A 13,607-nucleotide genomic window follows, 5' to 3' on the forward strand; every position below is an offset into this window, starting at 1 on the left:
ATGCACCCCGCCATTTCACGCACCGCCCGCCTGCCCCGCGCCGCAGCCTCAGCTCTGCTGGTGCTGGTCCTTGCGGCGTCCTGTCTGGGCTTTGGCCTCTGCTCCGCCCCCGCCGCGCAGGCGGATGAGTGGCGGGACAAGCAGTACTGGCTTGCCGAGTCCGGCATCACCAAGGCCTGGGAGGTTTCCAAGGGCGCGGGCGTCAAGGTGGCCGTCATCGACAGCGGTGTGGACGCGGAGCACCCGGACCTGAAAGGCGCAGTGGCCGGGGGCTATGACGCGTCCGGTTCGGGCCGGCCGGACGGGCAACAGGGAGTGGGCATCAAGCCGGAACACGGCACCCTCGTGGCCACCATGCTGGCAGGACGCGGCCACCAGCCGGCCAGCCCCAGCCCGAGTCCCAGCGCCAGCCCCACGGCCGCCCCCGCCAACCCGGCGCCCGATGGCATCGTGGGTGTTGCCCCGGAAGCCCAGATCCTCTCCGTGTCCACCTGGCTGGGCTCAACCAACCCCTCGGGCAAGAGCGACCAGGACCAGATCCCCGAAGCCGTCCGCTGGGCCGTGGACAACGGCGCCAGGGTCATCAACATCTCCCTGGGCAGCACCACTCCGCAGTGGCCGCAGAGCTGGGATGCGGCGTTCCTGTACGCGGAGCAGAAGGATGTGGTCATCGTTGCTGCCGCCGGAAACCGGGTGGGCGGCAATATCCAGGTGGGGGCTCCGGCCACCATCCCCGGCGTCCTCACCGTTGCCGGGCTGGACCGCCAAGGTGCGGCAAGCGTCGACGCGTCCTCCCAGGGCATCAGCATCGGCGTGGCTGCGCCGGCAGAGAACCTGCTCGGCGGCCTTCCCGGCGGTGGCTACGCCGAATGGGCAGGCACCTCCGGCAGCACTCCGATTGTCGCGGGCGTGGCTGCGCTCATCCGCTCCAAGTGGCCGTCCATGAGCGCGGAGCAGGTCATCAACCGCATTGTCTCAACGGCCAAGGATGCCGGCGCCCCCGGCAAGGACCCGCTGTACGGCTTTGGCGTGCTGAACGCCGAGGCAGCCCTGAAAGACACGGTCCCGGAGGCTGCCGGCAACCCGCTGGGTTCCATCGCCGAATGGATCCGGGTGCACCGCAGGGGGAACCTCGCCACTCCCGCCCCGCTGCCCACCACGGACGTCCCCAGCGCTGTTCCCACGCTGCCGGAAGCAACGGTGCCGGCAGCGGAGCCGCCGTCCCAGCGCGACAGCGCCATTGGCGCCTCCGTGGTCATCGGTTTTGGTGTGCTCTTCGTCGCCATCGTCGGGGCGGCAGCAGTCCAGCTGCGGCGGGCCGCCAGGAACCCTGCGCTGCCCGGGGAGGACGCAGATACCGGTGCCACAGAGGCGGTGGAAACCGGCCCCAAAACCTAGGCTGCGGGCGTCCCAACCAGTTAGTGAAGATTTTCACAAACTGTTGTATCCTTAAACCCATGGCAACCACCCCAGAGCTCCAGGACCGTCCCAGGGTACTCGTCGTCGGCGGCGGGTACGTCGGCCTGTACGTAGCACTCAAACTGCAGAAGAAGATCGCGAACGCCGGTGGCATCGTCACCCTCGTGGATCCACTGCCCTACATGACGTACCAGCCCTTCCTCCCCGAGGTAGCAGGCGGCAACATCGAGGCCCGCCACGCCGTGGTATCCCACCGCCAGCACCTCAAGCAGACCGAACTGATCCAGGGCCGCGTCACCTCGATCGACCACGCCAACCGCACAGCCGTTGTGGCCCCCGCTGACGGCGGCGCACACTTCGAGGTTCCCTACTTTGACGTCGTGATGGCTGCAGGTGCCATCACCCGCACCTTCCCCATCAAGGGGCTTGCGGACAAGGGCATTGGCCTGAAGACCATCGAGGAAGCCGTTGCGCTGCGCAACAAGGTCCTCGAGCGCATCGAGGTCGCCTCCACCATGACCGACCCGGCTGCCCGTGCACGTGCCCTGACCTTCGTGGTGGTGGGCGGCGGCTTCGCCGGCATCGAGTGCATCACCGAAATGGAAGACCTTGCCCGGGCCGCCGTCCGGAACAACCCGCGCATCAAGCAGGAGGAAGTCCGCTTCGTCCTGGTCGAGGCCATGGGCCGGATCATGCCGGAAGTCACCGCAAAGCAGGCGGAATGGGTTGTGGAGCACCTCCGCAGCCGCGGCATTGAGGTCCTCCTCAATACGTCCCTGGACAACGCCGAGGGCAGCCTGAAGCTCATCAACCTTCCGGACAAGACCCCCGCGCAGGAGTTCGAAACGGACACCCTCGTGTGGACCGCCGGCGTGCAGGCCAACCCCATGGTCCGCTCCACCGACTTCCCGCTGGAGCCCCGCGGCCGCGTCCGCGTCCTGCCGGACCTCCGGGTTGCCGGCGACGAAGGCATCATCGACAACGCCTGGGCAGCCGGCGACGTCGCCGCGGTTCCCGACCTGACCGGCAAGGGCCTCCCGGACGGGACCTGCGTCCCCAACGCCCAGCACGCGCTCCGCCAGGCCAAGCGCCTCGCCAAGAACCTGTGGGCCTCCCGCTGGGACAAGCCGCTGAAGGATTACAAGCACAAGAACCTGGGCGCAGTGGCCGGCTTCGGCCAGTGGAAGGGCGTTGCCAACATCAACCTGGTGGGCAGCATCGGCCTCAAGGGTGCACTCGCCTGGCTGGCACACCGCGGCTACCACGGCATGGCGATGCCCACCTTCGAGCGCAAGTTCCGCGTGATCTTCAACTGGATCATCAGCTTCTTCACCGGCCGCGACACCACGCAGCTGATGGACCTGGACAACCCGCGCGGCGCGTTCGTCGCGGCAGCCACCCCGGCCCCCAAGCCGGCTGCCGCTCCGGCGCCGGCCCCCGCGGGCAGCGGTTCCGGTTCCTCGGCGGTCTCCCCGGCCGCTGCCGAGGCCAAGGAAACGGTCTCGGCGAAGGCCAAGTAAAGGGCTGTACGCCCCCTGCGCTGCAATTGACGACGGCGGCTGTCCCCTGTGCGGGGCAGCCGCCGTTGGCGTCCCCCGGACGCGTGCGTCTCCACCAAGTGCATCCCGCCGCGGCGCTGCCCGCCAACGCCGGTTGCGGCCTTCTAGACTGGCACCATGACTGGCGAAAAAGACCTTGAGGCGCTGCTGGCCGCGATGCATCCGGTGCAGCGGGGCGGCGAATATGTCTATGCCGTCTGGCCGGAGGGAAGGCCGCTGGTGCCGGGCGTCGAGGCAGCGGTCCGCGAGGCCGAGGGCCTGACGGTGGTGTTGCCCCGGGCGGTGGCTGACAGGGAAGGCCTTGGCTACGACTTCGTGGGCGCCTGGATCACCCTGGAGGTCCACTCCGCGCTGGAGGCGGTAGGCCTGACGGCCGCCGTCAGCAAGGCGCTTGCCGAGGCCAGGATCAGCTGCAACGTGCTCGCCGGCTTCCACCACGACCATCTGCTGGTTCCGGTCGCTGACGCGCCACGGGCCCTGGAGGTCCTGGCCGGGCTGTCCGCAGGCAGCAGGCAGGTGCCACGGCCCGAGTTGCTGGTGCGCAGCGAGGCGCCCGAGGACCGCGCGGCCATCCTGGCCCTGACGGCCGACGCCTTCGCGGTCTCCCCGGCCACCGGCCTGAAGGCGGAGGGCGAACCTGTGGAGGTGAGAGTGCTCCGAGGCCTCTTCGAGTCCAAGGAGTACCTGCCCGAATTCAGCCTGGTGGCCGTCCTGGACGGCGAAGTGGTGGGCCACGTCATCAGTACCCGTGGCTGGGTGGGCGACCATGGGCTGCTGGGCCTGGGTCCCCTCGCCGTCACGCCCAGGCACCAGCGGCACGGTGTCGGGTCGGCGCTTATGAAGGAGACCATCCATCGGGCGAACGCGGCGGGGGAGAGCGGCATTGCCCTTATGGGCAGCCCCGAGTATTACTCGCGTTTTGGTTTTGTGCCTGCCACTTCGCTGGGGGTTCTTCCGCCTGACGAGGCGTGCGGCGACTACTTCCAGCTGCTGCCCCTGGCGCTCTGGCCCGGCGGCGTCCACGGCACCTTCCGGTATGCCGAACCCTTCGCACTCACCTGACGGGATACCATTGACCGGGCGCCCCAGTAGCCCAATTGGCAGAGGCAGCGGACTTAAAATCCGCGTGTTGTGGGTTCGAGTCCCACCTGGGGTACGCAGCAGCTTAAAGCAAGGCCAGGAACGGAAGCCGTCCGCACAGCGGGCGGCTTCTTCCATTTAATTCCACATATGCAACTACTGTTATAAGGATGTGACCTCAGTCACTTATCTTCGGCTCCGATTTGCATTAGCTTGAAGCTAAATCAGGAACACCTGATTTTTCGTGTCAAAGGCCGTTCGCACCTTTAGATCGAGGAGCTCGTAAATGACTTTATTCCCCCAGGCGGGAACCCGTGTTGCCAAGCTGACAGCGCTTGGCATCGGCGTCGCCTTTATGGCAACGGCTTGCGGCGGTTCGTCCACACCCACGGCAACCGAATCCTCTGCCACCGCAGAAGCGGCAGGAATTGCCTGCCCCGCAACCGAGGGCAGTGGAGGCGCTGCCGCCAGCCAGCCTGCGGAGACCCCCTCGGTGCCGCCGTCAACCGGCTCTACTGAAACCCCGCTGCGGATTGGTTCGCTCCTTCCCACCACCGGTTCGCTGGCGTTCCTCGGCCCGCCCGAAATCGCCGGCGTCAACCTTGGCATCGACGAAGTCAACAAGGCAGGCGGCGTCCTGGGCAAGCCGGTCGAAGTGATCCACCGCGACTCCGGTGACACCAAGACGGACATCGCCACCCAGTCCACGTCCGCGTTGCTGGGCCAGGGCGTCAGCGCCATCATCGGTGCGGCGTCCTCAGGTGTATCCAAGACGGTCATCAACCAGATCACCGGCGCCGGCGTCATCCAGTTCTCGCCCGCCAACACCTCCCCGGACTTCACCACCTGGGATGACAAGGGCCTGTACTGGCGTACCGCACCCTCAGACGTCCTGCAGGGCAAGGTGCTCGGCAACTACATGGCCACCTGCGGCGCGCAGACCGTGGGCATGATCGTCCTGAATGACGCGTACGGCACGGGTCTGGCATCCAACATCAAGTCGGCTTTCGAGGCGGCAGGCGGCCAGGTTGTGGCGGAGGAACTCTTCAACGAGGGCGACACCCAGTTCAGCAGCCAGGTGGACAAGATCATTGCGGCCAAGCCGGATGCCATTGCCCTGATCACCTTTGACCAGGCCAAGAGCATTGTCCCGCTGATGACCGGCAAGGGCGTCAAGGCCACCCAGATGTTCCTGGTGGACGGCAACACCTCCGACTACAGCAAGGACTTCCAGCCGGGCACCCTGAAGGGCGCACGGGGCACCATCCCGGGCACGTTCGCCCAGGAGGACTTCAAGAAGAAGCTGCTGGCCATCGACCCGGCCCTCAAGGACTACAGCTACGCCGGCGAGTCCTACGACGCCGTGAACCTCATCGCGCTGGCCGCAGAGGCGGCACAGAGCACCAAGGGCGTGGACATCGCGGCCAAGCTCAAGGAAGTCTCTGAGGGCGGTGAGAAGTGCACGTCCTACGCTGCCTGCGTCACGCTGATCAGGGAAGGCAAGGATGCGGACTACGACGGCCAGTCCGGCCCCGTGACCTTCTCCGAGGCCGGTGACCCGACCGAGGCTTACATCGGCATCTACGAGTACCAGGATGACAACAAGTACACCGCTGTGAAGGAAGAGTTCGGCAAGCTGTAAGCGCCGTACCTGAAACACAAGGAAGCCCCCGTCCAGCCGGACGGGGGCTTCCTTGTGTTTGCCCTGGCCTTACTCGACGGTGTCCGCCAAGGTACCCAGGTAAAGCTGGATGACCTTGGGGTCCTTCATCAGCTCACGGCCCGTGCCGGTGTACGCGTCCCGTCCCTGGTCCAGGACGTAGGCGCGGTCACAGATTTGCAGGCAGCGCCGGGCGTTCTGCTCCACCATGATCACGGAGACGCCCGCACGGTTGATCTCGTGGACGCGCAGGAAGGTCTCATCCTGCTTGACGGGGGAGAGGCCTGCGGACGGCTCGTCGAGGAGCAGCACGGCAGGATCCATCATGAGAGCCCGGCCCATGGCCACCATCTGGCGCTCGCCGCCGGAGAGCGAGCCGGCGCGCTGCGCGCGCCGCTTGCCCAGCTCCGGGAACAGGCCGGCTACGAAGTCGAACCGTTCGGCAAAATCCTTGGGCCGCTGGAACATGCCCATCTGCAGGTTTTCCTCGATGGTCAGCGTGGCGAACACGTTGTTCGTCTGGGGTACAAACCCCACACCCCGGGACACCAGCTTGTTCGCTTTCAGTCCGGTGATGTCCTGGCCGCGGACCACCACCGTCCCGGAATGGACTTTGACCAAACCGAACATTGCCTTCAGGAGGGTCGACTTACCGGCACCGTTGGGGCCGATAATACCGATCAGCTCGCCCTTGCGGGCTTCGATGCTGCAGCCATTGAGGATGTTCACTCCCGGCAGGTAGCCCGCCACGAGATCGGTAACCTTGACCACCGAGTCACCGTCGGTGACTGGATGTGCGGCCGCTGCCGCGCTGGTGCTGCTCATTGCCCGTCCTTCTCTGTGCTGCCTGTGTCCGTACTCCCATGGCGGCCGTGCGGGCTCCCGGCCTGATGCCGCCCCGTGCCCCGGCGATCCGGTTCCGCCTCTCCCGCCACAACGTCCAGCGAGATGATTCCGGCGTTCTCGGTTCCCACAATCGATTCCTCGTCCGCCACGAGCTCGGCAGCGAGCTCCTTCAGGCCCTCGGAGTCTCCCAGGTCGACGTCGTGGTGGGCGCCGAGGTAGGCGTCGATGACCGCAGGGTTCTTCATGACCTCGCCCGGCGGGCCTTCCGCCACCACCTTGCCTTCAGCCATCACCACCACCCAGTCGGCGATATGCCGGACCATGTGCATGTCGTGCTCGACGAACAGCACCGTCATGCCCTCGGCCTTAAGGTTCTTGATGTGGTCCAGGAGGGACTGGGTCAACGCGGGGTTGACGCCTGCCATGGGTTCATCCAGCATGACCAGTTTGGGCCGGACCATCAGGGACCGGGCCATCTCCAGGAGCTTGCGCTGGCCTCCCGAGAGGGACGCCGCATAGTCGTCCTTTTTGGCGTCGAGCTTGAACTTTTCCAGCAGGACGTTGGCCTCGTCGGTGATCTGTTTTTCCCGGCCGCCCCACATGCCCTTGAAGAGCGCCTTGGACAGCCGCTCGCCAGGCTGGTTTGCAGCGCCGAGGCGCATGTTTTCCATGACGGTCAGCTTGCCCATGACCTTGGTGAGCTGGAAGGTGCGCACCATACCCATCCGCGCCACCTTGTAGGGGGACACGCCTGCGAGGCTCTTGCCTTCGAACTGCCACTTGCCCGTGTTGGGTGTGTCAAAACCGGTCAGCAGGTTGAAGAGGGTGGTCTTCCCCGCGCCGTTGGGACCGATCAGTGCCGTGATTTTGTGCCGGGGGATCTCGAGGTACTCCACGTCGACGGCGTTGATGCCGCCGAAGCTGCGCGTCACGTTCTCCGCCACGACGATAGGGTCGCGCTTCTTGCAGCCGGGTGCTGCCTCGCCGGCTGCTATGGGCCGGGTGTCGGTCATGTAGTCCACGCCGGCCTCGCCGGAGGTTGCAGGTTCTTCGCTGTGCATGCTCATGCGAACGCCAGCTCCTTCTTGTTTCCAAAGACGCCCTGGGGCCTGAAGATCATCAGCAGCATCAGGGCGACGCCAACCAGGATGTAGCGCAGCTGCCCGGCCTGGACCGTGTTCAGCCACGTGATGGCTCCTGACTCGATCAGGCCGTACAGGATGCCCTGTGTCAGGGACAGGACAACCCAGAAGATCATGGCGCCGATGACCGGACCAAGCACGGTGCCCAGGCCGCCCAGCAGGAGGCAGGTATACAGGAAGAACGTCAGTTCCGTTCCGTAGTTGGCCGGCTGCACCGCTCCACGCGGAAGCGTGAAGATCATCCCGGCGAGCGCTCCGAGGACGCCGCCGATAATAAGGGCCTGCATCTTGTAGGCGTAGACGTTCTTGCCCAGGGACCGGACGGCGTTCTCATCCTCGCGGATACCTTTGAGGACACGCCCCCAAGGGCTGCGCATCAGCAGCCATACCAGGGTGCAGCAGAGGGCGACCAGCGCCCACCCCACCACGCGGATGAAGAAATCGCGGTTGTTCATGCCGAAGTAGGAGCCTTCGGGGAACGGGTTCATGCTGTAGAACCCGCCCTCGAAGGCTGCCAGGCCGTTTGCCGAACCCGTCACGGCTGTGAGCTGGTTGGTGGTCACGATATAGCGGACAATCTCCGCGGCGGCGATGGTCACGATAGCCAGGTAGTCCGCGCGGAGCCGCAGGGTGGGTATGCCCAGCAGCAGGGCGAACACCGCAGAGGCGAGGATGGCGATCAGCAGCCCCACAAAGAAGGGGACCCCGAAGGTGAGGGTGGAGATGGCGAAGCCGTAGGCCCCCACCGCCATGAAGCCGGCCTGCCCGAAGTTCAGCAGGCCGGAATAGCCGAAGTGCACGGCGAGGCCGAGCGCGGCCAGGGCGTAGGCCGCCGTGGTCGGGCTGAAAATTTCACTGGCAGCGCTGGAAAGAATGAATCCAAAGTCCATGGCTGTCTCCTAACCCACGCGCTCGCGCCGGCCCAGGATTCCCTGGGGCCGAAACAGAAGGACAACGATCATGATGAAGAGGGCGCCCACGTACTTCAGGTCCGCGGCGAGGCCGAACACGGTGGTCAGCTCCACGAAGATGCCCACGATGATGGAACCGATCAGGGCGCCAAAGACTGTGCCGAGGCCGCCCAGGGTGACGCCGGCGAAGATGAGCAGCAGGATGGCGGAGCCCATGTCGAACGTTACGCCGGGCCGGTAGTAGGCCCACAGGATGCCGCCGAGGGAGGCCAGCATGCCGCCCGTGATCCACACGATCCGGATGACGGAGTCGACGTCGATGCCCGAGGCCGCCGCCAGGGCGGGGTTGTCGGCTACGGCGCGCGTGGCTTTGCCCAGCCTCGTCTTGAGCAGCACGATGCCGATCAGGGCGATCACCACGGCGCTGATGCCCAGGGACCAGAGGTTGTTGGGCGAGATGGAGACAGGTCCCAGCTGGATTTCGGGGCTCTGTGCGTAGGGAAGCTGCTGGGTGGCGCCGCCGAAGTAGAACTGGATGACGTAACGGACTGCCAGTGCCAGGCCGATGCTGACGATCATCATGGGTACCAGCCCCGTGCCGCGGCGCCGCAGCGGCCGCCACAGCCCTCTGTCCTGGGCGTAGCCGAAGAGGCCGCCGCCCAGCAGGGCCAGCAGGATTGCGAGCCAGAAGGGAAGGCCCAGGGCGTTGAAGGCGAACACCAGCACCGCGCCCAGCGTCACCATCTCGCCGTGGGCGAAGTTGGTGAGCCCGGTGGTGCCGAAGATCAGGGACAGACCCACCGAGGCCAACGCAAGGAGGAGGCCGAAGCTCAGGCCGGCGACGAGCCGGTTGAGCAGGTTTTGCCCGAAGTCCTGCTGCTGCACCACGATGCCCTTGCCGAATGCGAAGATGACCGAGAGGTTCGAGGTCTGGCTGAACGTGACGTCGCGGGGGTTTTCCTGGCCCTCAGCCAGGGCAATGCCCTCAGGCAGGGTGGACTCGTCCAGCTCCACGGTGTAGGTGCCCTGTTCGGGCACCCCGATGTTCCAGGCTCCGTTCGCGGAGGACGTGGCCGTGCCGGTGAAGTCATCCTTCGTGGCCGTGATTGTCACGCCCGCCAGGGGTGCCCGGGTGTCATCACGAAGGAATCCGCTGATGTTGTTTTGGAAGGTCTGATTCGACGGGGATGGTGTCGGAGACGGCGAAGTGGCCTGGGAAGCCGGTGCTGCCACGAGGAGGATTGCCAGGATGGAAGCGCTGATGGCTCCCAGTAATCTCAGCAACCCTCGCCGTGCGCCGGCCGGCGGGCCTTGGGGTGTACTTCTCAAAATGGTAAACCTCCACTTGGGGGCGGTCTCGGCTGCGCCATTGCAGCCGCTGCGAACGGATGCAGGGGTAGGGTGGTGCCATCAGGCCGGCACCCGCCACATATGTGAGTTCCGTCACCCTGCTTGGCTTATGCTACAGCGCGGAAGTACCGGTAAATGCCGAGGTCCAGGCGCCGATGGTAGCGATCGGATAACAACTCCGTGCTCCTGTTTCCGGCGGGGAACTATTGAGGGTGCATTTACGTGAGAATTGGTAGCGTAAACCTTAAGGTTCACAACACATCCCATATGGAGGAATCCCGCAATGGCACTTGGCGGCAACCCGATCTTCAACGGAAAGAGCTTCCGTGGAGCCACCCAGGCACCGCCTGTTCCGCAGGCTCCCTACGGACACCAGCCCTACGGCCAGCAGCCGTATGGCCAGGCACCCTACGGCCAGGCCCCGTATGGCCAGCAGGGCTACGGCCAGCCGCAGAACATGACCGACGAGCAGCTGCGGCAGATGTACAACCAGCCCGCTGCAGGCCCCGCTGACACCGGCCGGATGACGTACGACGACGTCATCATCAAGACCGCCGCCTGCCTGGGCGTGCTGCTCGTCGGCGCCGGCGTCACAATGTTTGTTGGCCTGGGCCTCGCCTCCATGCTGATGATCGTCGGGGCGCTGGGCGGCTTTGTCCTGGCGCTCGTGAACACCTTCAAGAAGCAGCCGTCGCCGGCGCTGATCCTTGCCTACGCAGGCCTCGAGGGTCTCTTCCTCGGTGGCCTCACACGCGTCCTGGACACCATGTATCCGGGTGTCGGGCTCCAGGCCGTCATTGGCACGCTGTCCGTCTTCACCGTGACGCTGCTCCTGTTCAAGAGCGGCAAGGTGCGCGCCACCCCCAAGGCCATGAAGTTCTTCATGATCGCTTTGGCCGGCTACGCGCTGTTCTCCGTCGTGAACCTCGTCATGATGCTGACCGGCCTGACCTCGGAACCGTTCGGGCTGCGCAGCGGCATCATCGGCGTTGTCATCGGCATCCTTGCAATCGGCCTGGCCGCATTCTCCCTGGTCATGGACTTCACCAGCATTGAAGCGGGCGTCCAGAGCGGCGCCCCGCAGCGCTTCTCCTGGACGGCAGCGTTCGGCCTGACGGTGACGCTGGTATGGCTCTACGTGGAAATCATCCGCCTGCTGGCCATCCTGCGCGGCGAAGACTGACACCCGAGCCGGCGCCCGACGTCGGACCTTTTTAACAGCTATGGGCCCCACCTCACGGTGGGGCCCATAGCTGTTAAAACCGCAGCCCGGGCGCGCGCTACGCGATCCGGCGGGCTCCCGCCGCCGGGGACACCGTGAAGATGTCCGGTGCCTTGTACCCGGCATCTGCGAATGACTTGGCGACGGCGTCACGCACCGCCTGCTCCAGTCCCACCGGCGTCAGCGCGATGGCCGCACCACCAAAACCGCCGCCTGTCATGCGGGCGCCGATGGCGCCGCCGGCGCGCGCAGTGTCGACCGCCAGGTCCAGCTCGGGGCAGGAAATCTCGAAGTCGTCGCGCATGGACACGTGGCTGGCGTCCAGAAGGGAACCAATGGCGGCCGGTCCCGCGGTTGCCAGGAGCTCCACGGTCTGGAGCACACGGTCGTTCTCAGTCACCACGTGCCGTACGCGCCGGAACGTGACTTCATCCAGCAGGCCGCTGGCTTCCTCCAGGTCACCCACCTGAACGTCCCGAAGCGCTTTGACCCCAAGCACCTCGGCGCCCAGCTCGCAGGACGCCCGCCGGGACGCGTAGCCGCCGTCGGCATGTGAATGCGAGACCTTGGTGTCAATCACCAGCATCACCAGATCCGCCGGCCGGGTCTCGAACGGAACCAGGCGGGCGTTCTGGTCCCGGCAGTCCAGGAAGACCGCGTGGCCTTCCGCGCCGCGGAGCGAAGCGGACTGGTCCATAATGCCCGTGGGGGCGCCAACAAACTCGTTCTCCGCCCGTTGCGTGGCCAGCACCATGTCCTCGGCGTCGAGCCCGGCGCCGGTCAGCTCGTTCAGTGCCGAGATGACCGCACACTCAATGGCGTGGGATGACGAGAGTCCGGCTCCGAGGGGTACGTTTGAGTCGAGCAGGAGGTCCACGCCCGGAACCTCGATACCGCGCTGTTTCAGCGCCCACATCACGCCGAGGGGGTATTTGGTCCAGCCTTTGGCGGAGCCCGGGCGGAGGGACTCCACCGTGGTGCCCACGACGCCCTGGTCCCCATAGGTGGAGAGCAGCCGTACCGAGGCATCGGGGCGGACCCGGACGGCCACCCGGGCGGTCCGGTCAATGGCGAAAGGCAGGACGAAACCCTCGTTGTAGTCCGTGTGCTCGCCAATGAGGTTGACCCGTCCCGGCGCCTGCCAGATGCCGTCCGGAGCGCCGCCGAACTCCTTCGCGAACCGGGCGGCCAGGTCCTCGGTACCTGCCGGCGCACGGGTGGCCAGGGGGTCGGGTGCGGCGTTCACGCGGGGGCTCCTTCGGGTGTGGCCGCCAGGGCGGCAGGGCGTGCGGCGGGGGACGGAAGGGTGACTTCCCGGAGGCGCTCCGCCACGCTCTCCGGGGTTGTGTCGTTGATGAAAGCGCCCATGGCTGCCTCCGATCCTGCCAGGTACTTGAGCTTATCTGCTGCCCGCCGCGGGGACGTCAGCTGGAGGTGAAGGTATCCGGAGGGACGCAGGACCGGGTCCAGGGGAGCCTGGTGCCAGGCCGAGATATAGGGCGTGGGCGTGGGGTAGAGGGCGTCAACCCGCTGGAGAAGGTTGAGGTAGACGGACGCAAGCTCATCCTTCTCCTCGCCGTTCAGCGCTGCCAGGTCCGGGACCTGGCGGTGAGGCACCAGGTGGATTTCCAGCGGCCAGCGGGCAGCAAAGGGAACATAGGCGCTGAAGTTTTCGCCTTCCAGGACCATCCTGCTGCCGTCTTCCCGTTCGGCGCGCAACAGGGAACCGGTCAGTGTTTCCCGGCCCTCGTGGGCGTCATGGAACTTGCGGGCCGCGGCCCCCAGGACTCCCGCGCGGGGCGTGACATAGGGGTAGGCGTAAATCTGACCGTGGGGGTGGTGGAGCGTCACGCCGATGTCGGCGCCGCGGTTCTCAAATGGGAAGACCTGCTTGATTCCGGGGAGGGCGCTCAAAGCCTCCGTGCGGTGCGCCCAGGCCTCGATGACCGTGCGCGCACGCTCTTCCCCCAGTTCGCTGAAGGAGCCGGTATGGGACGGGGTGAACGCCACTACCTCGCACCGGCCGTAGGCGGGTCCCTTCGTACCCCATGATGTTTCCTCCGGAATCGGGCCCAGCGCAGGCCCCAGCGACGGGAACCGGTTCTCGAACACCACCACGTCGTAGTCCGACGCAGGAATCTCGGATGGATTGCCGGCGGTGGTGGGGCATATCGGGCACTGGTCCGCCGGGGGAAGGTGGGTGCGGGTCTGGCGGTGCGCGGCCACGGCAACCCACTCGTCAGTCAGCGCATCGTAGCGGACCTCGCCGGGCTCACCCCTCGGGGGAAGGCCCCGCTGGTCAGTGGTGAGTTCGGCGGCGCGGGATTTGGGCGCTGCAGCGTCGTCGAAATAGATCAGCTCCCGGCCATCGGAAAGTCTGGTGCTCGTGATACCTGTCATAGAGAGAGTGTGGCATAT

The 13,607-nt window shown here is 66.0% G+C and carries 11 protein-coding genes and 1 tRNA gene; 6 read left to right on the top strand and 6 right to left on the bottom strand.

Annotated elements, in window-relative coordinates; all coding sequences use genetic code 11:
- The 5 genes from HTS88_RS03425 (at position 1) to HTS88_RS03445 (ending at position 5,700) form a co-directional block, all read left to right on the top strand.
- Positions 1-1,398 carry a S8 family serine peptidase gene (locus HTS88_RS03425; protein WP_174175491.1) on the top strand — a complete coding sequence of 466 codons (1,398 nt, stop codon included), beginning with the start codon at positions 1-3 and terminating at the stop codon, positions 1,396-1,398.
- Positions 1,399-1,457: 59 nt separating this feature from the next.
- Positions 1,458-2,939, top strand: coding sequence for an NAD(P)/FAD-dependent oxidoreductase (locus HTS88_RS03430; protein WP_174175493.1), 1,482 nt, complete (start codon positions 1,458-1,460; stop codon positions 2,937-2,939).
- A gap of 156 nt (positions 2,940-3,095) precedes the next feature.
- Positions 3,096-4,040, top strand: coding sequence for an N-acetyltransferase (locus HTS88_RS03435; RefSeq protein ID WP_174175495.1), 945 nt, complete (start codon positions 3,096-3,098; stop codon positions 4,038-4,040).
- Positions 4,041-4,060: 20 nt separating this feature from the next.
- Positions 4,061-4,134, top strand: a tRNA-Leu gene (locus tag HTS88_RS03440).
- Positions 4,135-4,344: 210 nt separating this feature from the next.
- Positions 4,345-5,700: an ABC transporter substrate-binding protein gene (locus HTS88_RS03445; RefSeq protein ID WP_174175497.1), complete on the top strand. Its 1,356-nt coding sequence runs from the start codon at positions 4,345-4,347 to the stop codon at positions 5,698-5,700.
- Between the two features lie 69 nt (positions 5,701-5,769).
- Here the strand turns inward: HTS88_RS03445 and HTS88_RS03450 are convergent, their stop codons facing one another.
- From HTS88_RS03450 to HTS88_RS03465, 4 genes are read right to left on the bottom strand one after another with little or no spacing between them, the layout of a single operon-like run.
- Positions 5,770-6,543 carry an ABC transporter ATP-binding protein gene (locus HTS88_RS03450; protein WP_174175500.1) on the bottom strand — a complete coding sequence of 258 codons (774 nt, stop codon included), beginning with the start codon at positions 6,541-6,543 and terminating at the stop codon, positions 5,770-5,772.
- Entirely contained in the window at positions 6,540-7,631 is a 1,092-nt protein-coding gene (locus HTS88_RS03455) for an ABC transporter ATP-binding protein (RefSeq protein ID WP_174175502.1), read from the bottom strand. Before HTS88_RS03455 ends, HTS88_RS03450 begins: the two co-directional genes overlap by 4 nt.
- Positions 7,628-8,596: a branched-chain amino acid ABC transporter permease gene (locus HTS88_RS03460; RefSeq protein ID WP_174175504.1), complete on the bottom strand. Its 969-nt coding sequence runs from the start codon at positions 8,594-8,596 to the stop codon at positions 7,628-7,630. The genes HTS88_RS03455 and HTS88_RS03460 overlap by 4 nt, the downstream gene beginning before the upstream one ends.
- 9 nt (positions 8,597-8,605) lie before the next feature.
- Positions 8,606-9,901: a branched-chain amino acid ABC transporter permease gene (locus tag HTS88_RS03465; RefSeq protein WP_397425506.1), complete on the bottom strand. Its 1,296-nt coding sequence runs from the start codon at positions 9,899-9,901 to the stop codon at positions 8,606-8,608.
- A 349-nt stretch (positions 9,902-10,250) separates the two neighbouring features.
- On the opposite strand from HTS88_RS03465, the gene HTS88_RS03470 reads away from it, so the two are divergent.
- Positions 10,251-11,150, top strand: coding sequence for a Bax inhibitor-1/YccA family protein (locus HTS88_RS03470; protein WP_174175506.1), 900 nt, complete (start codon positions 10,251-10,253; stop codon positions 11,148-11,150).
- A gap of 97 nt (positions 11,151-11,247) precedes the next feature.
- Here HTS88_RS03470 and galK read toward each other — a convergent pair whose 3' ends face one another.
- The gene (gene galK / locus HTS88_RS03475; protein WP_174175508.1) at positions 11,248-12,435 is read right to left on the bottom strand and encodes a galactokinase; all 1,188 of its coding nucleotides are present in this window, start codon (positions 12,433-12,435) and stop codon (positions 11,248-11,250) included.
- Positions 12,432-13,589, bottom strand: a complete 1,158-nt coding sequence (galT, locus tag HTS88_RS03480; protein ID WP_174175510.1) for a galactose-1-phosphate uridylyltransferase — start codon at positions 13,587-13,589, stop codon at positions 12,432-12,434. The genes galK and galT overlap by 4 nt, the downstream gene beginning before the upstream one ends.
- Positions 13,590-13,607: the final 18 nt, after the last annotated feature.

Origin of the sequence: Pseudarthrobacter oxydans (assembly GCF_013314975.1) — a bacterium.
Lineage (GTDB): Bacteria > Actinomycetota > Actinomycetes > Actinomycetales > Micrococcaceae > Arthrobacter > Arthrobacter oxydans.

What these genes read in the sequence shown, in the direction of transcription:
- HTS88_RS03425 (WP_174175491.1), top strand. Translation starts at nt 1, where the DNA reads ATGCACCCCGCCATTTCACGCACCGCCCGCCTGCCCCGCGCCGCAGCC.
- HTS88_RS03430 (WP_174175493.1), top strand. Translation starts at nt 1,458, where the DNA reads ATGGCAACCACCCCAGAGCTCCAGGACCGTCCCAGGGTACTCGTCGTC.
- HTS88_RS03435 (WP_174175495.1), top strand. Translation starts at nt 3,096, where the DNA reads ATGACTGGCGAAAAAGACCTTGAGGCGCTGCTGGCCGCGATGCATCCG.
- HTS88_RS03445 (WP_174175497.1), top strand. Translation starts at nt 4,345, where the DNA reads ATGACTTTATTCCCCCAGGCGGGAACCCGTGTTGCCAAGCTGACAGCG.
- HTS88_RS03450 (WP_174175500.1), bottom strand. Translation starts at nt 6,543, where the DNA reads ATGAGCAGCACCAGCGCGGCAGCGGCCGCACATCCAGTCACCGACGGT.
- HTS88_RS03455 (WP_174175502.1), bottom strand. Translation starts at nt 7,631, where the DNA reads ATGAGCATGCACAGCGAAGAACCTGCAACCTCCGGCGAGGCCGGCGTG.
- HTS88_RS03460 (WP_174175504.1), bottom strand. Translation starts at nt 8,596, where the DNA reads ATGGACTTTGGATTCATTCTTTCCAGCGCTGCCAGTGAAATTTTCAGC.
- HTS88_RS03470 (WP_174175506.1), top strand. Translation starts at nt 10,251, where the DNA reads ATGGCACTTGGCGGCAACCCGATCTTCAACGGAAAGAGCTTCCGTGGA.
- galT (WP_174175510.1), bottom strand. Translation starts at nt 13,589, where the DNA reads ATGACAGGTATCACGAGCACCAGACTTTCCGATGGCCGGGAGCTGATC.